Source organism: Xylophilus sp. GOD-11R (genome assembly GCF_033546935.1).
GTDB lineage: Bacteria > Pseudomonadota > Gammaproteobacteria > Burkholderiales > Burkholderiaceae_C > Xylophilus.
Genome location: NZ_CP137854.1, coordinates 2,748,605 through 2,768,382, shown reverse-complemented (window position 1 = coordinate 2,768,382; position 19,778 = coordinate 2,748,605). Strand labels below are relative to the sequence as shown.

15 protein-coding genes are annotated in these 19,778 nt (G+C 67.1%); 12 read left to right on the top strand and 3 right to left on the bottom strand.

All coding sequences use genetic code 11. From position 1 onward, the window contains the following. Positions 1 to 34: 34 nt before the first annotated feature. Both R9X41_RS12960 and R9X41_RS12955 read right to left on the bottom strand, forming a co-directional pair. Positions 35 to 856, bottom strand: a complete 822-nt coding sequence (locus R9X41_RS12960) for a MinD/ParA family protein (protein ID WP_318630876.1) — start codon at positions 854 to 856, stop codon at positions 35 to 37. After that, positions 853 to 1,641 carry a GGDEF domain-containing protein gene (locus tag R9X41_RS12955; RefSeq protein ID WP_318630875.1) on the bottom strand — a complete coding sequence of 263 codons (789 nt, stop codon included), beginning with the start codon at positions 1,639 to 1,641 and terminating at the stop codon, positions 853 to 855. Before R9X41_RS12955 ends, R9X41_RS12960 begins: the two co-directional genes overlap by 4 nt. 165 nt (positions 1,642 to 1,806) lie before the next feature. On the opposite strand from R9X41_RS12955, the gene R9X41_RS12950 reads away from it, so the two are divergent. From R9X41_RS12950 to R9X41_RS12895, 12 genes are all read left to right on the top strand, one after another. Next, positions 1,807 to 2,364, top strand: coding sequence for a MarR family winged helix-turn-helix transcriptional regulator (locus tag R9X41_RS12950; protein ID WP_318630874.1), 558 nt, complete (start codon positions 1,807 to 1,809; stop codon positions 2,362 to 2,364). Next, positions 2,361 to 3,860 (top strand): efflux transporter outer membrane subunit, encoded by a 1,500-nt coding sequence (locus R9X41_RS12945; protein ID WP_318630873.1) that lies wholly within the window; start codon positions 2,361 to 2,363, stop codon positions 3,858 to 3,860. Before R9X41_RS12950 ends, R9X41_RS12945 begins: the two co-directional genes overlap by 4 nt. Positions 3,861 to 3,926: 66 nt before the next feature. Further along, positions 3,927 to 5,219, top strand: a complete 1,293-nt coding sequence (locus tag R9X41_RS12940) for an HlyD family secretion protein (RefSeq protein ID WP_318630872.1) — start codon at positions 3,927 to 3,929, stop codon at positions 5,217 to 5,219. Between the two features lie 32 nt (positions 5,220 to 5,251). Continuing rightward, the gene (locus R9X41_RS12935) at positions 5,252 to 6,820 is read left to right on the top strand and encodes a DHA2 family efflux MFS transporter permease subunit (protein ID WP_318630871.1); all 1,569 of its coding nucleotides are present in this window, start codon (positions 5,252 to 5,254) and stop codon (positions 6,818 to 6,820) included. A 437-nt stretch (positions 6,821 to 7,257) separates the two neighbouring features. After that, a complete protein-coding gene (locus R9X41_RS12930) occupies positions 7,258 to 7,929 on the top strand; it encodes a GspH/FimT family pseudopilin (RefSeq protein WP_318630870.1) in 672 nt (223 codons plus the stop codon). 8 nt (positions 7,930 to 7,937) lie between these two features. After that, positions 7,938 to 8,561 (top strand): type IV pilus modification protein PilV, encoded by a 624-nt coding sequence (gene pilV / locus R9X41_RS12925; RefSeq protein WP_318630869.1) that lies wholly within the window; start codon positions 7,938 to 7,940, stop codon positions 8,559 to 8,561. Beyond that, a complete protein-coding gene (locus tag R9X41_RS12920; protein WP_318630868.1) occupies positions 8,558 to 9,688 on the top strand; it encodes a PilW family protein in 1,131 nt (376 codons plus the stop codon). The genes pilV and R9X41_RS12920 overlap by 4 nt, the downstream gene beginning before the upstream one ends. Further along, positions 9,688 to 10,359 (top strand): pilus assembly PilX family protein, encoded by a 672-nt coding sequence (locus tag R9X41_RS12915; RefSeq protein ID WP_318630867.1) that lies wholly within the window; start codon positions 9,688 to 9,690, stop codon positions 10,357 to 10,359. The genes R9X41_RS12920 and R9X41_RS12915 overlap by 1 nt, the downstream gene beginning before the upstream one ends. Positions 10,360 to 10,373: 14 nt before the next feature. Continuing rightward, on the top strand, positions 10,374 to 15,326 hold the full coding sequence (locus tag R9X41_RS12910; protein ID WP_318630866.1) for a pilus assembly protein: 4,953 nt from the start codon (positions 10,374 to 10,376) through the stop codon (positions 15,324 to 15,326). Next, positions 15,323 to 15,826, top strand: a complete 504-nt coding sequence (locus tag R9X41_RS12905; RefSeq protein WP_318630865.1) for a type IV pilin protein — start codon at positions 15,323 to 15,325, stop codon at positions 15,824 to 15,826. The genes R9X41_RS12910 and R9X41_RS12905 overlap by 4 nt, the downstream gene beginning before the upstream one ends. A gap of 97 nt (positions 15,827 to 15,923) precedes the next feature. After that, positions 15,924 to 17,432: a Do family serine endopeptidase gene (locus tag R9X41_RS12900; RefSeq protein ID WP_318630864.1), complete on the top strand. Its 1,509-nt coding sequence runs from the start codon at positions 15,924 to 15,926 to the stop codon at positions 17,430 to 17,432. 262 nt (positions 17,433 to 17,694) lie between these two features. Continuing rightward, positions 17,695 to 18,558 (top strand): SGNH/GDSL hydrolase family protein, encoded by an 864-nt coding sequence (locus R9X41_RS12895; RefSeq protein WP_412556597.1) that lies wholly within the window; start codon positions 17,695 to 17,697, stop codon positions 18,556 to 18,558. Here the strand turns inward: R9X41_RS12895 and opgC are convergent. Next, positions 18,546 to 19,721: an OpgC domain-containing protein gene (gene opgC / locus R9X41_RS12890; RefSeq protein WP_318630863.1), complete on the bottom strand. Its 1,176-nt coding sequence runs from the start codon at positions 19,719 to 19,721 to the stop codon at positions 18,546 to 18,548. The genes R9X41_RS12895 and opgC overlap by 13 nt on opposite strands. Between the last annotated feature and the right edge of the window lie 57 nt (positions 19,722 to 19,778).

The following is a 19,778-nucleotide window of genomic DNA, read 5'->3' as shown; positions in this document are numbered from 1 at the left end:
CGGCGCAAGCCATGCGCCAGGCCCGTCGGCGCCCTCAGACCGTACTGCGGCGCAGCACGACTTCATCGAGCTTGTTGGCCAGTTGGCCGATGGCCAGCGCTGCCGGCGATCCCGCCATGTGCGTCAGCAGCAGCTGGCGGCGCATGACCGCGTCTCGCACGGTGGGGTCGGCCGGAATGTCGCCGAGGTGGAGCAGGCGGATCGGTCGACCCGCGCCAGGCACCACGAAGCGGTCGATGACCTGTTGCAGCTGACCGGTGATGGCGCGGCCATCGCCCGCGCGCGCGGTCTGGTTCACGATCATGCGGATCTGCGCGCGCTTCTGCTGCATCGCCAGCACCTTGACGGCGGCGTAGGCGTCGGTGAGCGACGTGGGTTCGGGCGTGGCGACCAGCAGCACCTCGGATGCCAGGGAAACCGCGAACAGCACCACGTCGGAGATGCCCGCGCCGGTGTCGAGCAGCACCACGTCGTAGTGCGGCATGATGCCGTGCAGCACCTGCAGGAATTCGTTGCGCACCTCGGGCGTCAGCCGCGAGTACTCGACCATGCCGGAGCCGGCGAGCAGCACCGAGAAGCCGCCCGGCGCAGCGATGATCGCCTGCTGCAAGGTTGCCTTGCCGGTAAAGACATCGTGCAGGGTGACCTTGGGATGCAGGTTGAGCACCACGTCGAGGTTGGCAAGCCCCAGGTCGGCGTCGAGCACGAGCACGCGATGCCCGCGCTTGGCCAGGGCGGCGGCTAGATTGGCAGACACGAAGGTCTTGCCCACGCCACCCTTGCCGCTGGTCACGGCGAGCACCTTGGCCGAAGGGCCGGAGGGGCGGGTGTTGGAAGGGCTCTGCGCTTCGCTCATTCTTTAATGCTTTCAGACGCGCTGGCGGACGCATCGTCGGGAGAGGCAGGTGCCTCCATCTCTGTATCGGCAGGGGTGATCCCGAACAAAAGGCTTTTCTCGTCTGCACTCACCGTGCTGTCGGGTTGTTCCTCGACGCAAACGCGGTTGCGACCCAGCGACTTGGCGCGATAGAGCTCGTGATCGGCGCGGTCGATCCACAAGGCAGCGGTGGAGCGAATCCAGGGCATCGCGAACGCGCCGCCGATGCTGACGGTGATGGAAAGCTCGATGTCGGCCGCGATCTGGATCGGCTCGCTTTCGATCGCCTCGCGGATGCGCTCTGCGACGACTTCGCCGAACGCCGCCGATTGGCAGCCTGGCAGCACGATGGCGAACTCTTCGCCACCATAGCGGGCCAGCACGTCCATGGGCCGAACGCAGGCGGTGAGGGTGCGCGCGACAGCCTGCAGGACCTGGTCGCCGGCGACGTGACCGTAGGAGTCGTTGACGCTCTTGAAGCGGTCGATGTCGAGCATCAGCAGCAGCGCCGACTCGCCGGAGCGGGCGACGCGATCGATCTCGCGATCGACGGCGGCGCGGAACTGGCGGCGATTGGCGAGCCCGGTAAGCGGGTCACGCAGCGAGAGGGAGCACAGGCCGTCGATGACGTCCTGCAGGTAGCGGGTAGGGGACTCCTGCGAAACCGCCTGCATGTCTCCTTCGCCCAGCTCGACAAGCGCGAGCGCCGCATCCAGGCGCAGATCGCGCAGGTCGACGAGGGTGGAAGGCTCCAGGTTCGGCACGTTGAGGAGGAGTTAGGCGGTGGGATGGTACCAGTTAGCCGTTGCACTATAACGGCTTGCGGTTACATCTTAGTAGCGTAGATGAAACGTTTTTACGGCTGCGGCAATAAGTGTCAAAACAATCAAAGCGTTGACATTGTTTGCATAGGCAATTAATATCGCGGCATGAATCAACGTGATCAGACCCCACCCGCCGCTCCTGCGGACATTCCCGTTTTCTGCAGGGTCGGCGCGCTGGATGATTCGGTGGGTTATCTGATGCGGCGCGTCGTCACGTTGGTGAGCGCCGAAATCGAGCGGCGCATGGAGCCGCTTGGGTTGACCGATGCGCAGTGGAAGCCGCTGCTGCGCCTGTTCGCCACCGGCGATTCCACCGTGGCCGCGCTGGCCCGGGGTTGCCATCTCGATGCCGGCGCCATGACCCGCCTGCTCGACCGGCTGGAGGCCAAGAACCTCTGCCGTCGCATTCGTTCGGTCGAAGACCGGCGGGTGGTCAATCTGGAGCTCACTGACGAGGGCCGCGAGGCCGCCCGGCAGATTCCGGACCTGGTAGCCGAAGTCCAGGCGATCGCCGCGACCGGTTTCGATCAGGAAGAGTTCGATCAGCTCAAGAGCTACCTCCAGCGGCTGCTGGTCAACGTGCTTCCATTCGGCGGTGACGGCGAGGCCGGCGCCTCGCGTTCATCGCCATCCGTTTCCATTCCTGAGGGGGCTAAAAAATGAATGACAACAACACCTCGTCCAACCGTACCGGTGGTGGCCGCGGCGCTGCGCTCTATCTGGGCACGCTGGTGCTGGCGCTGGGGCTCACGGCCTGCGCCAACATGGCCGGCATCGCGCCACAGGCGCAATTGCGCGACGGCGCATCGCTCGGCCTGCCATCGGCGGCTACCGGCACGCCCGACCTGTTCGCCGATGCCGCGATGGCGTCGGACTGGTGGCGCGGTTTCGGCGACGAACGGCTCGACGACCTGGTCAGCCAGGCCATCGCCGACAGTCCCAGCCTGAAATCGGCCGAGGCCCGCCTGCAGCGTGCGCAGGCCGCGGCCGACACCACCCGCGCCGCCGACGGTCCGCAGCTCAACGGCAGCCTGGATGCCACCCGCCAGCATTTCAGCTCCAACGGCATTTATCCCGCGCCACTGGGCGGCGGCACCTTCAACATCGGCACCGCACGCCTGGCCGGCAGCTACGAATTCGACTTCTTCGGCAAGAACCGCGCGGCGCTCGAGTCGGCGCTCGGCACCGCCAACGCCGCCAAGGCCGACGCGCAGGCCGCCCGGCTGCTGCTGGCCTGCAACGTGGCTCGCAACTACTTCCAGCTGGCGCGCCTTCAGGCCCAGCTCGAAGTGGCCGAACGCACGCTCGCACAGCGTCAGGAAACCCTGGGCCTGGTACGTGACCGCGTCACCGCAGGCCTCGATACTCGTCTGGAAGAACGCCAGAGCCAGGCCGGCATTCCCGAAGCCCGCCAGCAGATCGAAGCGCTGCACGAGCAGATCGCGATCGCCCGCAACGCCATCGGCGCCCTGGTCGGCCAGCCGCGCGGCATGCAGGACCTGGAGGCGACGCCCCTGGCCAGCTATCGCGACATCGACCTGCCATCGACGCTGCCGGCCGACCTGCTGGGCCGCCGGGCCGACGTCGCCGCCGCCCGCTGGCGTGTCGAAGCCGCCGCCAAGACGATCGACGTCGCCAAGACCGAGTTCTATCCCAACGTCAACCTGACAGCCTTCGTCGGCCTCAACAGCCTGGGCTTCGACAACCTGGTGCAGGGTTCGAGCCGCGAATGGGGAGTGGGCCCGGCGATCCGCCTGCCGATCTTCGATTCGGGCCGGCTGCGCGCCAACCTGCGCGGCCGCACCGCCGACTACGACGCGGCGGTGGAGAGCTACAACGGCGCGGTGATCGACGCCGTGCACGAAGCCGCCGACCAGGCCGCATCGGCTCGCTCGATCGAGCTGCAGCAAACCCAGCAGAAAGACGCCCAGGCCGCCGCCGAAGCCGCCTACGACATCGCCCGCCAACGCTATCGCGCCGGGCTAGGCACCTATCTCAACGTGCTGACTTCCGAGAACGCGGTGCTGTCTCAGCGCCGCCTGGCGGTCGATCTCGCCGCCCGCCGGCTCGACACGCAGGTCAGCCTGATCCGCGCACTCGGCGGTGGCTACACCCCCGAGACCACCGTCGCCTCGGTCGCGACGGCCGTGCAGCGCTGAGCGCCGGCCCACGCAACGTCATCACTCGAATCACCCCGAATTTCGCCTCGTCCGCTGGAGCCCTCCATGAACGCACCGCAAACCTCTCCGGCCACCGCCCCCGCCGCCGAAGCCACCAACCCCAAGCGCCGCCGGGCCCTGACCGCGCTGGCCGCCGTCGTCGTGCTCGCCGGCCTTGGTTGGGGCGCCTACGAATGGCTGGTGGCCAGCCACTACGAAGACACCGACAACGCCTATGTGCAGGGCAACGTGATCCAGATCACCCCGCAGATCAGCGGAACGGTCATGGCCATCATGGCCGATGACACCGACTTCGTGAAAGCCGGCCAGCCGCTGGTCAAGCTCGACCCGGCCGATGTTCGAGTGGCCTTCGAACAAGCCGAAGCCAACCTCGGCCAGGCGGTGCGCCAGGTGCGCACGCTCTACGCCAACAACGGCCAGTACACCGCGCAGATCGCGCTGCGCCAGGCCGACGTGGCCAAGGCCCGCAACGACATCGCCCGGGCCAACGACGACCTGAACCGCCGCCTCTCGCTCAACGGCAACGGCGCCGTCTCCAAGGAAGAGCTCGACCATTCCCGCGCCGTGCTCGACACCGCCAAGACCGCGCTGGCCGCGGCCCAGGCCAGCGTCACCGCCGCCAAGGAGCAGCTGGTCAGCAACCAGTCGCTGACCGAAGGCACTAGCGTCGACCAGCATCCGACGGTACTGGCCGCTGCCGCCAAGGTGCGCGAGGCCTATCTCGCCACGCAGCGCGCCGCCTTGCCCGCGCCGGTCGATGGCTACATCGCCAAGCGCACGGTACAGCTCGGCCAGCGGGTCACCGCGGGCACGCCGATGATGTCGGTGATTCCGCTCAACCAGCTTTGGGTCGACGCCAATTTCAAGGAAGTCCAGCTGCGCAACATCCGCATCGGCCAGCCGGTCACGCTCACTGCCGACCTCTACGGCAAGAAGGTGGACTACCACGGCAAGGTGGCGGGCCTGGGTGTGGGCACCGGCGCGGCCTTCGCCCTGCTGCCGGCGCAGAACGCCACCGGCAACTGGATCAAGGTGGTGCAACGCGTGCCGGTGCGCATCGCGCTCGATCCCAAGGAACTCAGCGAGAACCCGTTGCGGGTCGGCCTGTCGATGGACGTGGAGGTCGACATCGTCGACAAGAGCGGCCGCATGCTGGCCGAGGTGCCGCGCGAGGCCGCCGTGACCCAGACTTCGGTCTTCCATTCGCTCGACGAGGGCGCCGACGCCGAAGTGGCGCGCGTGATCGCGGCCAACGGAGGTGGATCGGGCAAGTTGGCCGCTGCCGCCAAGGCCGCGCCGCAGAAGCTGGCCCAGGCCGGCTCGGCCGTGGCGCACTGAGCGCCTCGGCATTTCCGTAAAGGCAGCCCGTCATGGCTTCCCCCTCCGGTTCGGCCATGCCGCACCCTCCGCTGGAAGGCACCGCACGTGTCTGGGGCACCATCGCCCTGTCCGCCGCGACCTTCATGAACGTGCTCGACACGTCCATCGCCAACGTGTCGCTGCCCTCGATCGCCGGCGACCTGGGCGTGAGTTCCAACCAGGGCACCTGGGTCATCACCAGCTTCGCGGTGGCCAACGCCATCGCGGTGCCGCTCACCGGCTGGCTGTCGCAGCGCTTCGGCCAGGTGCGGCTGTTCATGGCGAGCGTGATGCTGTTCGTCATCACCTCCTGGCTCTGCGGCCTGGCGCCCAACATGACGGTGCTGATCGCCGCCCGCGCGCTCCAGGGCTTTGTCGCCGGGCCGATGATTCCGCTGTCGCAGGCGCTGCTGCTGTCGAGCTATCCGAAGGCGCTGGCCGGGCTCGCCATGGCGATGTGGGCCATGACCACGCTGGTCGCGCCGGTGATGGGGCCGCTGCTCGGCGGCTGGATCACCGACAACATCTCCTGGCCGTGGATCTTCTACATCAACATCCCCGTCGGCTTCTTCGCCGTGTCGGTGGTCTACGGCATCTTCCGCAACCGCGAAAGCCCCACCAAGCGCCTGCCGATCGACTCGGTCGGTCTGGCCTTGCTGGTCATCTGGGTGGCGTCGATGCAGGTGATGCTGGACGTCGGCAAGGAGCACGACTGGTTCCATTCCGGCATGGTGCAGGCCCTGGCCGTGGTGGCGGTAATCGGCTTCCTGGCCTTCATCGCGTGGGAGCTGACGGACAAGCATCCGGTGGTCGACCTCTCCTTGTTCCGCAACCGCAATTTCTGGGCAGGCGCGGTCGCCATGTCGGTGGGCTACGGCCTGTTCTTCGGCAACGTGGTGCTGCTGCCGCTGTGGCTGCAGCAGTACATGGGCTACACCGCCACCGACGCCGGCATGGTGATGGCACCGGTGGGGCTGCTGGCCATCGTGCTGTCGCCCTGGGTGGGCAAGAACGTCAGCAAGTACGACCCGCGCCAGTTCGCGACCGTCGCTTTCCTGGTGTTTGCACTGGTGCTGTGGATGCGCTCCAACTTCAACACCCAGGCGAGCTTCGCCACCATCATGGTGCCGACCGTCGTGCAGGGGATCGCCATGGCGTTCTTCTTCATTCCGCTGGTGACCATCACGCTGTCGGAGATCACACCGGAACGCATTCCGGCCGCGTCGGGCCTGTCGAACTTCATCCGCATCACCGCGGGGGCGATCGGGACCTCGGTCGCGACGACGGTCTGGGAGAACCGCGCCATCCTGCACCACGCCCAGCTCTCGGAGTCCATCAACCAGGGCAATGGCACCGCGGTCGGCATCCTCAACGGACTGGCCGCCAGCGGCATGGACAGCCAGCAGGCGCTGGCGCAAGTGAACCGCCTGGTCGACCAGCAGGCCTTCATGCTGGCGGCCAACGACATCTTCTATGCCTCGGCTGCGATGTTCCTGCTGCTGATTCCGCTGATCTGGATCGCGCATGCGCCCAAGAAGAGCGACGGCGGGTCTGCCGATGCCGCAGCCGGCGCGCATTGAGCGGGCAGCACTGCCCACCAAGCGCTGGTTCCCCGCCCGCCGATGAACGCCGCCGGAAGTAATTCCGGCGGCGTTCTGCATTCATCCGCCGCATATTTATTTATCGGCCGATTCGCGCCGATAGAGCCGATTTGGTCGCAGGTGCGTTCGACCTCACGGTTACAAGTCAGGTAAGCCGCGCCGGTACTGCGTGGCGCCGCGCAGAGCGGGCCGAGCGCGCGTGGCTGCAGGGCAGGGCGGCTGGTTTGTAACCACTTCGGTGCTGTGGCGCCACCGCATCACACAACGTAAGATTTGTATCTGCGCTCTGTTCTAATTGCCAATTGCGCAGACCGCCTCGACGTGACGGAAAGGTCCACGGCTTCTGCATATCGGCCTGGTTTTCGGCCGCCAATTTTCAGTTTCCAGTGGTCTCCAGCGGTTGATTTCACCTCGATATGCCTGACAAGCCCGGACGCGCCAGATCCGCCGCCCCGCAGTGGGGCTTCACCCTGATCGAACTGATGGTGACGGTGGCCATCGTGGCGGTGCTGGGCACGCTGGCGGCGCCGGCGGTGCAGTCGCTGATCGCCAAGGTGCGCATGAACGGCATTTCGAACCAGTTCACCAGCAGCCTGCTGCGTGCCCGCACCGAAGCGGTCAACCGCAATTCGTGCACGGTGATGTGCATTAGCGCCGATACCAGCGTCGCCATCACCTCGGACGCCAGCAGCAATTTGACCGGAGGCCCCACTTGCGCCTTGGGCGGAGGTGTCGACTGGCATGCCAAGGCGCCCGCGGGCTGGATCGTCTATTTCCAGGACGGCTGTGGCGGCAAGCCGTCGGCCGACGCCTCGGCCCGCCCGGTGCGGCCGGAAGACTACCTGGTGGTGCAGGCCTCGGCGCCCGGCGATTTCCACCTCGACGCCACCGGCAGCAACCCGGCACGCATGCTGGTGTTCGGCCCGACCGGTCGGCCGGACAACCTCACTCTGGCCAACTCCGCCCCTGCCAGCTTCAGCCTCTACGCGCAGACCACCGGAAGCGCGACGAGCCAGCAATACGGCCAGAACATCTGCGTGGACCGGCTCGGCCGCACCCGCACCATCTCGCGCGGCCAGACGTGCTGATGACCACCATGAAACGCCGTCAACGGGGCATGACCCTCATCGAGGTGCTGATCGCCATGCTGGTCATGTCGGTCGGCATGCTGGGCATCGCCGGATTGCAGGCGGTGGTCGGCAAGTACCAGACCGGAAGCCGGGTGCGCGCCAAGATGGGCCCGCTGCTGCAGGACATCGCCGACCGCGTGCGCCTCAACCCCACGCAGGCGGGCGACAACGTCATTACCGGCATCGCCAGCACGTCCGCCTACACCCTCACCAGCAACTGGTCGACGCAGTCGGCGAGCGATCCGACCGCGCCCACCCGGGATTGCGAAACCGGCAGCGTCACCTGCAGCCCCTCCGAGCGCGCGGCCTACGACCTAGCCATCTGGCGGCAGCGAGTACGCGCGGCCATGCCGACCGGCTCGGCCCTGCTCACCGGCAACCGCGCCACCGGCTTCCAGGTCACGCTGATGTGGATGGACAAGGACCAGACCATCGTCGGCGACGCCAACGCCGCGCTGGCGACGGCCCCGGTCTGCAGCACCTCGGCCGAGGTGGCCAACGCCAACCGCATGGGCCAGCAGAACTGCTGCCCGCAGGCCGCCGCCGCGCCGGCTGGCGTGCGCTGCACCAACTTCACCTTCATCCCATGAGCCGCGCCATTGCCCGTCGGCGCCAGCACGGCCTGAGCCTGATCGAACTGCTCATCGGCGTGGCGCTGATGCTGATCATCGTCACCGCCGCCAGCGTGGTGTATCTCAATACCCGCGAAGTCGACAGCGCGCAGTCGCGGGTCAGCGAGACGATCGAAACCGGCAACTTCGCGCTGGAATTGATCGGCCGCGATGTCTCCCAGGCGTGGAGCTATCCGGTGGTGATGCCGTCCGCGACCACCGTCTACTCACAGAACAGTGGCAGCAACGGCGTCACTGCCGCGCTGCTGCAGGTCTTCCCGCCGGCGGACTGGATCCAGGACACGACCCGCGCGTCTTACCAGGTCGGCGTGTTCGGCTGCGATGGTGGGCAATACAACCCCACCACTGGGGCCTGTGTGGCCACCACAGCCCTGTCTCCTTATCAATCGCCTCCGGATTCGCTGGTCATCAACTATTTCAGCAACGACGCTGCCACCATGGCGCGGAGCGTCGGCAACCGTTTCGACTGCAACGGCGTCGATGCCGGCAGCGACAGCCTCAACGCCAAGCGCAGGCTCAACAGGGGTACCGTCACCAATACGCTGACCGGTGCTATCGATCCGGTGGAGTCCGACGACACTCTTGCCCCGTCGCGCCCGGTCTTTGTCTCCAACCGCTACGGCTTGATTTCGACCACTACCGAAGTCGACCGCCAGTCCGTCTCCACCATGAGCCTCGCCTGCAGCGGCAACGGCACGGCCGACGGCGTCTATCAGCCGCTCCTGCTCGGCGTCGAAGATCTGCAAGTCACCTACGGTTATTTCGATCTCGACGCCACCAACACCAGCGGCTCTCTGCAGCCGGCTCCGACCCGCTTCGTCAATGCCACGGCGGCTGGCAACTTGTCGGCCGTGGTGCTCGATGGCGTGAGCTACGCCGGCTGGAACCGGGTGGTGGCGGTGCGTGTCTGCGTGATGACCAGCACGCTCGGCAATGCCGCGCGCCTGACCGACAAGAGCGGCGCCGCCCGCACCTACCTCGATTGCAACGACGCAACGAGGTCTTACGACGCCAGCGATCGCTCCATCCGCACCCGCACCGTGCAGGTCATCGCGCTGCGCAACCGCATGAACCAGATCTACTGATGGCACGCCTTCTCGTCCGGCCCCGGCAGCAGCAACGCGGCGTCGCGCTCGTGGTGGTGCTGCTTTTCCTGGTCGCGCTGACTGGTATCGCCGTGGTCGCCGCGCGCAAGGCGCTGGTGAGCGAAGGCACCGGCCGCAACCAGCTCGACATGGCGGTGGCCCGCGAGGCGGCGGAATCCGCCATGCGTGATGCCGAGCGCGATCTCTATGGCGCGGCGGCGATCAACCCGGCCGCCATCTCCTGCACCCGGCCGCAGGCCATGCCGATGCCCTCGGACTTCACGCCAACGTGCAGCAATGGCCTGTGCGTTGCAACGGAAAAGAGCTATGCAGAGTCCGCCTGGACCGAAACACCCACCACCACCAAAAGCGAACCCTGGTGGCCGCAGAACCGGGGAGGGCTCTGGAACAACATTTTCGACAGCAAGCCCTCGCGCACGCCGGTCGGCACGTCCAACTGCAACTTCACCGGCGGTGTGCCACTCGGCACCTACACCGGTGCCCCACCCATCCGCGGGGTGCGCATTCAGCCCGAGTACCTGGTCGAGTACTTCCGCCGCCGCGCCAGCGGTGGCCAGGAAGTCGATGCCTACCGCATCACGACACGCGGTTTCGGCTATAGCCCGCGCACCCAGATCGTGCTGCAGTCCGTTTATTCCCCCGAACAGTAGGCTGGAGAAAAGCCATGAGATCCATCTTCCAGACCCTGCGGCGCGCCGCCTTGGCGATCGGCACGGTAGTGGCGCTGACGCTGGCGGGCTGGTCGCACGCCACGCCGGTCGAGGTGTCCAGGCCGCGAGCCACCGTGCCGCCCAACGTGGTCACCACCTCCAACCGCCCCATGGTGATGCTGGCGGTGTCCAAGGACCATTCACTGTTCGGCCCCGTCTACACCGACTTCGAGGATCTCGACGACGACGGCGTCATCGACACCACCTTCAAGCCCAGCTTCAAGTACTACGGCTACTTCGACGCCACCAAGTGCTACAGCTACGTCAACGCGCAGTTCGAGCCGGCGGTGCTGGCCACCGCGGTCACCGGCACCAGCACGACGGGCGCCACCACCATCACCTACAAGTGCCCGTCCAGCGCCAGCTACTGGAGCGGCAACTTCCTCAACTGGGCGACCATGACCCGGGTGGACGTGGTGCGCAAGATGCTCTACGGCGGCAACCGCTCCACCGACATCAACGGCAGCACCGTTTTGCAGGGCACCGACCTCGTCTTCGACGCGCACTCCTTCGTCAAGTACTACCGCGGCACCGACATCCGCGACTACACGCCGTTCACGACGGCCGCGCTCACCAAGACCACCGGCCCCAACGCCAATGTCTACGCCGGCCTGAGCATCTGCACCACCGGCACCACCGATTCCACCGCCACGACCCGGCCGCAGATGAAGCTGGTCAAGGGCAACGTGCGCTTCTGGTCCACCGTCGAGATCCAGCTCTGCCGCTGGCGCGACGCTCCCGACTACTACGGCTCCGGCACCTTCGGTCCCAAGCTCGCCGCCTACTACCAGGACGTGGACAAAGGCAACGGCGGCGTTGCGCACGAGGTGACGATCCCTTCGCGATCGGCCGACGGCGCCACCTACAACAGCCTCGGCCCAGAGCTCTTCGTCAACGTCAAGGTCTGCGTACCCGCGCTGCTCGGCGAAGAGCGCTGCCAGCCTTTCCCCTACACCTCCACCACCAACTACAAGCCCTACGGCCTGCTGCAGGAATTCGGCTACCCGACCAACACCGGCACCGCCGCGCGCGCCGAGTTCGGGCTCATCACCGGCAGCTACGATCTGAACCACACCGCCGGTGCGCTGCGCAAGAACATGGGCGACCTCACCGACGAGATCCATCCCACCACCGGCGTGTTCTGCCACAGCGTGGGCGCCGGCTGTCCGGCGATCTCCGGCCGCACCGTCGGCAACGGCGCCATCAAGGCGCTCGACGCGATCCTGCTGTTCGGCCGCTCGCCGGGCTCCTACGGCGGCGGCAACACGCCGAGCAGCTCGGGCGAAGGCAACCTGCCGGCCTGGGGCAATCCGGTCGGCGAGATGCTGGTGCAGTCGCTCCAGTTCTACGCCAGCACCACCAGCACCAATCCCAGCTCCATCACCAACGACACCGCGGCCGGCCTGCAGGTGGTCGCCTGGCAGGATCCGCTGTCCAACAGCAACACCACCCGCACCAACCTCTACGGCAACTCCATCTGCCGGCCGCTGCACACGCTGGCCATGGCGCCGAGCGCGCTCAGCTTCGACGGCCAGGCCGGCAACCCCTTCGCCACGCTGCCCAACCGCAGCGGCACGCTCGACAGCTACACCGACCGCATCGGCGTGGCCGAAGGCCTGGCCGGCACGGTGCGCTCGGTCGGCTCGGTCTCGGGCAAGGGCCTGACCAGCGCCGACGATTCCAACTCCTGCTCGCCCAAGACCATCGGCGCGCTGTCCAACGTCAACGGTCTCTGCCCGGAGGCACCGGCCATGGGGGGCACCTACCAGGTCGCCGGCGCCGCGCTCTACGGCAACACCTCCAAGATCCGCAACATCAGCAGTCCGCCGAGCGACCTGGGCACGGTGGCCAACGCGCTCAAGGTCAAGACACTCGCCGCGTCGCTCACCGGCGGCACGCCGCGCATCGACGTGCTGGTGCCTGGCACCAGCCGCTACGTCTACATCACGCCCGAGAGCGTGCAGAACGGCGGCAAGGTGAGCGCGCCGCTGACCTTCGCCTCCATCGCCACCGGCACCAACGCCGACGGCAGCAGCTACGGCACCTTCATCGTCACCTGGAACGACATCCTGCTGGGCGGCGACTACGACATGGACATCACCGGCTTCATCCGGTATGACACCGTGCGCAACGGCAACGCCTGGGACATCAAGATCACCACCGACATTCCCGGCGTCTGCGGCGGCGGGGCCGGCACCCACGGCTTCAGCGTGATCGGGGTGCAGAACAGCAACGGCACCAGCGCCGATGGCCGCTACCTCACGCACCAGCATTTCAGCTCGGGCACGCTCTCGGGCATGCCCGCGACCAGCGAATACCTCTGCGGCGACTCCACCTACCGAGCCCGCCGCCTGGCCACCGCCGAGCAGCTGGCCGATTCCAGCTACGGCTTGAGCGACCAGAGCAACGTCACCTACGCCAGCAGCGTCTGCAACGTCACCGGCAACGGCACCACCTACGACCCGACCATCCGCAACCTCACCTCCTACTGCACGGTCAAGCCCTACGCCTACCCGGTCTCGATGACCTTTCGCATGGTCGGCGAAACCAACGCGCTGGTGAAAGACCCACTCTGGTACGCCGCCAAGTACGGCTACTTCAATTCCAGCAGCCGCAACGACGACGGCACCTTCACCAACGTCACCATGCCGACCACGCAGGACAGCTGGGACAGCCTGAAGGCCGACGGCACCAGCGGCAACGACGGCATTCCCGACGGCTACTTCCTGGCGCGCCGCCCCGAAGTGCTCGAAGCCCAGCTGCGCCGCGCGCTGGCCGACATCGCCGGCCGTGCCAACTCGGCGCCCGCCACGTCCACCATTCAGCTGCTGAGCGACACCTTCCGCTACGACGTCACCTTCAACGCCGACACCTACAGCGGCAACATCGAGGCCTACCGTGTCAACACCGCCGGTGACTTCGCCACCGCGCCCACCTGGCGCGCGGCCACGCTGCTGGGCTGCCGCACCCGCGGTTCGTGCGCCGGCTTCGTGCCGGACGGCGGCAACACGCGCCAGATCATCACCAACTACGGCAACGGCACCGGCGCCGGCGTGCGTTTCCGCTGGGCCGACCTGCCCGCCGGCTACCGGACGCAGATGACCACCGCCAGCACCAACCGGCTCTCGGTCGACAACGCCACCGCCACTGTCGCCTACGTGCGCGGCGACGCCACCAACGAGTCCGCCACCCGGCTGCGCGACCGGGGCGTCGACAACGTGCTCGGCGCCATCGTCAACTCCAGCCCCTGGGTGCAGGACGTGCCCTCGGCCGGCTACACCGGCACCGGCTTCGCCGGCTACGCCGCTTTCGCGCAGGCCAACCGCAGCCGCCCCAAGCTGCTCTGGGCCGGCGCCAACGACGGCATGCTGCACGCGTTCAACTTCGAGACCGGCGCGGAAGTCTTCGCCTACGTGCCCGGCGCGCTGGCCAACCGCCTGGCCGAAATCCCGCTGCAGCGCACCGGCGCGGTCACCACGCTCAACGGCGCCAACTTCGTCACCGGCACCGAGTCGCGCCCGGACGGCACGCTGTGGCCCTACGTCGACGGCAGCCCGTTCACCGCCGACATCCGCCTGGGCCCCGATACCAACACCACGTCGGCCTCGTGGCGCACCTATCTCTTCGGCGCGCTCGGCCGGGGAGGGCGCGCGGTCTACGCCCTGGACGTGACCAGCAACGACCGGCTGCGTGCCGGTGAAGGCAGCGCGGCGGACATCTTCCGCTGGCAGTTCACCTCCGACGACGACGCCGACCTCGGCTATATCCCGCAGGACTTCAGCCTCAGCGCCAGCTCGCGCCAGCCGTACCCGGTGGTCAAGATGAACAACGGCAAGTTCGCCCTGGTCATCGGCAACGGCTACAAGTCCACGGCCGGCCGCTCCTACCTCTACATCCTGTTCGTCGACGGCCCGACCGGCAACGGGGGCGCATGGACCGCCGGCACCGACTACATCAAGATCGCGACCAACGCCGAAACCGGCAACGGCCTCTCGCAGGTCACCTGGATCGACACCGACGGCAACGGCACCGCCGACGCCATCTACGCCGGCGACCTGCAGGGCAACATGTGGAAGTTCAACGTGGCGAGCGACAACCCGTCGGACTGGGCGGTCGCCTATGGCAACACCCTGGCCAAGCTCCCACTGTTCACCGCCCGGGGCGGCGCCAACGGAGCCGTCGATCCGCGCCTGCCCATCACCACCGCGCCGATCTACGTCTACGGCCCGTTCAACGGCCCCGTCATCTTCTTCGGCACCGGCAACGCCTTCGAGTCCGCCGACTATCCGACCACCATCGACCAGCGCATCTACGCGGTGCGCGACAAGCTTTCCTACCCGGCCGGCATCCCGCCCAGCGACCTGACCAACTTCGCGGCGCGAAACTTCGTGCGCGCCTCCGACGGCAGCGTCACCATCAGCGGCACCACGTTGGACATCAACTGGTCCACCCAGAACGGCTGGTACGCCACGCTGCCCGGGGACTCCGAGGTGATGGTGGCCGACGCCAGCGTGCGCTCCAGTACCTTCGTCTTCACCACCATCCGGCCACCGGCCGTGGGCTCCTATTGCACGGTGCAGCCGGCCTCCACGCTGTTCGCGCTCGACACCCTGTCGGGCCTGGCCAAGCGCACCGTGCTCGGCGTGACCACCGTCACCAGCGGCGCCACCACTAGCACCATCAACAACGTCGGCACCACCGTGCTCGACCAGAAGGTGAAGGTCATCAGCGACCGCACCGGCAAGGCCTTCAGCACCGGCACCGCCAACTCGCCGAGCCTGGCGACCTGCAGCGACAGTCAGGCGGCCAGCCGCATCGTCGGCGCCAATACCAACCGGTCGATCTGCTTCAACACCACGCCGCGCAAGCAATGGCGCGAAATCCCCGGACTGAGAACGACCCAATGAATCTCGCCCACCTGCCACGCCGCCGGGCACGTGCCGAACGCGGCTTCACGTTGATCGAGCTGATGATCACCGTGGCCATCGTCGGCATCCTGGCGGCCATCGCCTATCCGTCCTATACCGAGCAGGTCGCCAAGGGCAGGCGCTCGCAGGCCAAGGCCCAGCTCGTCGCCGGCCAGCTCTGGATGGAGCGTTTCTATTCCGAGAACTACCGGTACGACACCAATTCGGCCGGTACCCCGGTCACCGATGCGACCCAGTTCGGCGGACGCTTCACCACCTCGCCGCCAACCGGCGAGGGTCGTGCGATGTACAACATCGAGCTAACCCCGGTGCCCGCCCGCGACACCTACACCATTCGAGCCACACGCACCGGCTCGATGGCCGGCGACCGGTGCGGCGAGCTCACCATCGACAACGTCGGGCGCAAGAGCATCGTTCTCGGCACCTTTGGCAGCCAGTTCGCCAGCCTGACAGACGCCATCGCCTACTGCTGGAACTGACAGGCGCACGGCCATGCGGCGCCTAAGCCGCGCCTAAGAAGGGCTGGTCAAGATCCACTCCATCGCGCCACGTCGGCGTGCCACCGGAGTCCTTGCCATGTCGCTTCCCGAGACCCTCGTCCGTACGCCCACCCGCCTGTTCGTGGCCCTGCTGGCCGCCGGGGCCATCGGTGGTGCGGGCGTCACCGCGGTCGAAAGCCTGCACAGCCGGGTGAACGCCCAGCCGGCGCCGGCGGTGCTCGCCGCCGCACCCGGCGCTGCCATCGCGCTGCCCGACTTTTCCACCATTACCAAGCGCTACGGCCCGGCCGTGGTCAACATCAGCGTCGTCGGCACCACCAAGGTCGCCAATAACACCGGCGCCGACGACGACGACAACGACGGCACGCCGAGCGATCCCTTCTTCGAATTCTTCAAGCGCTTCCAGCAGCAGCAACAAGGCCAGATGCCCGGCCGCCGCGCCCGTCCGCACGCCATGCCCACGCGGGGTGAAGGCTCGGGCTTCATCGTCAGCCACGACGGCCTGATCCTCACCAACGCCCACGTGGTGAAGGACGCCAGCGAAGTCACCGTCAAGCTCACCGACCGCCGCGAATACCGCGCCAAGGTGCTCGGCTCCGACGCCAAGACCGACATCGCGGTGATCAAGATCGAAGGCAAGGATCTTCCGGTCGTGTCGCTCGGCAAGGTGCAGGACCTGCAGGTCGGCGAATGGGTGCTGGCCATCGGCTCTCCCTTCGGCTTCGAGAACACCGTCACCGCCGGCGTGGTGAGCGCCAAGAACCGCGCGCTGCCCGACGACAGTGCCGTGCCCTTCATCCAGACCGACGTGGCGGTCAATCCGGGCAACTCCGGCGGGCCGCTGTTCAATGCGCGCGGCGAAGTGGTCGGCATCAACTCGCAGATCTACAGCCGCACCGGCGGCTACCAGGGCGTGTCGTTCGCGATCCCGATCGACCTGGCCAGCAAGATCCAGCAGCAGATCGTGGCGCACGGCAAGGTCGAACACGCCAAGCTCGGCGTGGTGGTGCAGGAGGTCAACCAGACGCTGGCCGACTCCTTCAAGCTCGACTCGCCCGAAGGCGCGCTGGTGGCCAATGTGGAGAAGGGCGGGCCAGGCGACAAGGCCGGCCTGCAGTCCGGCGACGTCATCCGCAAGGTCGACGGCCAGCCGGTCGTTTCCTCGGCCGACCTGCCCGCGGCCATCGCCCTGGCGGCGCCCGGCGACAAGGTCAAGCTGGAAGTCTGGCGCAAGGGCGAGAGCCGCGAGGTGAACGCCACTTTGGGCAATCTGTCGGACAAGACCGCCTCTGCCGGCAACGCCGGCGGTGACGCGGCGCAGGGGAAGTTGGGGCTTGCTCTTCGGCAGATGCAGCCCGGCGAAAAGGCCGAGTCCGGCATCGGCACCGGACTGGTGGTGGAAGACGCCAGCGGGCCTTCCGAAATGGCGGGTGTGCAGGCCGGCGACGTGCTGCTGGCCGTCAACGGCACGCCGGCCCGCAGCGTTGAGCAGGTTCGCGGCGTGGTCGCGGGGGCCGGCAAGTCGGTGGCGCTGCTGATTCAGCGGGGTGAAGAAAAGATCTTCGTCCCGGTACGAATCGGTTGAAGCGGCGCTACGGGTGACGAGGGGCTGAAGCGGGGGAAACCCCGCTTCGGTGCTTTCGGAATCCACGGAAGATCGCCGGCTTGGCACGATTCGTGAATCCTATCGGCATCATTGGTAAAAAGTCTTGGAAAATCGCCCGATGGGAGCCAGCTACCTGGAATCCGCCCGCTCTGACCGCGCACAACGCACTCCCCACACAGGAACGCCCAAGCCTATGCAGATTCGACGCCTCGTTTGCAGCAGCCTCCGCAACATCGCACCCTTGACCGTTCTGATCGGCGGCTTTGCCCTCTCCGGCGTGGCGGGTGCGGCCGGCGTCAGCGAAAACGACAGCCTGGGCATGGCGTCGACCAACCCGATGGCGCGGGTGATTCCCGGCCCGCAGGCGCGCTGGAATTCGAGCATGGAGGCTTTCGCCGCTGCCGATCGCGAACGCTCGCCGGTCACCGACGGCGTCATCTTCGTCGGCAGTTCCACCATCCGCATGTGGAGCCATCTCTCGCAGGATTTCCGGCAGTTCCCGGTACTCAACCGTGGCTTCGGCGGCTCCACCATGGCCGATTGCCAGTATTTCGCGCGCCAGCTGGTGCTGCAGTACAAGCCGCGCCAGGTGCTGGTCTATGCCGGCGACAACGACTTGGCCGAAGGCCGCACGCCGCAGCAGGTGGTCGAGAGCTTCCGCGGTTTCGTCGACACCGTGCGCCAGGACCTGCCCGACACCCGCATCTCCTACATCTCCATCAAGCCGAGCCCGTCGCGCGCGGCCTTGCTGCCCAAGATCCGGGAGACCAATGCGCTGATGGCGAACTATGTGCGCTCGCTGCCCAACGCCGCCTATATCGACATCTTCACCGCCATGCTCGACTCGGCCGGCAATCCGCGCGTGGACCTGTTCGGCCCCGACCGGCTGCACATGAACGACACCGGCTACGCGTTGTGGACGTCCATCGTCGGTGCCTACGTGCAGCCGATGCCGGGCACGCAGACCGCCAGCAGCGTGCCCACCGAGGTCGCCGCACCGGTGGCCAAGGCGGTCGGCACGCCGGCTCCAGCGGCCGCCGCGGTGGTGGCGCCCCCGGCCGTGGTGCCGCCGCTGAACGCGATGCGGGCCGTCTACCGTCCCTGAAGCCCGCGAGGCGATCGGGCCGCGTCGCGCGGTTCGTCTTCTGGCGGTTTGTCGATCCACAGCGACACCCGCGCCACCACGTACAACGAGCCGAAGCAGGCGATCAGCAGCAGCAGGTCTTGCCACCAGGGTCGATCGAAGCGGGCGCCGAAGAAGGTCAGCGTGAGCAGTACCACCACCAAGTGGGCGCAAAACACCGGCAGCGATGCCTTGCCCAGCGTCTCCAGGTAGTGCTGGCGCGGCAGGCGTTTGGTGAGCGACGGGCCGAAGCGGATCGTCAGCACGGCAAGCGCCGCCAGGTCCAGCGCACGCAGCGGGCCGAGCAGCCATTTGTCGAACAGCAGATTCAGGTGTTCGTTGCCCTCGAAAGGCGCCTGGCCGACCTTGTGCCGCCACACCATGCACGTCACCGCGACGAAGACCGACGCCACCAGAATCCCGTTGGGAAAGGTGAAGGGGCGCGCTTGTGGGTCGTTGCGGCTCGCGCCCATCCACAGCCCCACCATCCACAGCAGTTGCCAGCCATAGGTGGCGAAGGAACCTGTCTCGTGGAAGGGCACCGGCATAGGCACCAGCGAGGAGGTGGCGTTGTAGATCCATTCGCCCAGACCGAACTGCGCCAGGATCCACAGAAACAGGCTGACGACCATGACCGGCGCCCAGCCATGGCGAAGCGCCAGCGCGAGCACCCAGGGACTCAGCAGCATGAACAGCACGTACAGCGGCAGGATGTCGAGCAGCGGCGGCTCATACACCAGCATCAGCCCTGAAATCAGCGCCACGAAGGGTCGCTGCAGGTAGAAGGACATCAGGTCGGTGACGGCCACCTGCTCGAACTTCACCCCGATGAAGGCGATGACGGTGAACAGGAAACCGAGCGTCGCGGCCTGGCACCAGTACACCTTGAGCGCCCGTTTCCAGAACGCGATCTCCATCTCGGCCACGCTCTTGCGCCAGGCCAGCCGGCCGTAGACCAGCCCCGCCATATAGGCCGACAGCAGCACGAACCCTTCTGCCGCCGACACGAAGCCGAAGGGCTGGCCCAGCGGCGTGGTCAGCCGCGTGGGGAGGTGGGTGATCGTCATCAGCACCAGCATGAGGCCGCGCAGGGCATCGATTTCCCAGCGGCGACTGGAAGAGGCTGGCTTGCTGGCGGGTGGCATTTCGGGTGGTGGGCGGAGGGGGGCCGATTGTCGCAGTCGTCGGGCGACATACGGTTT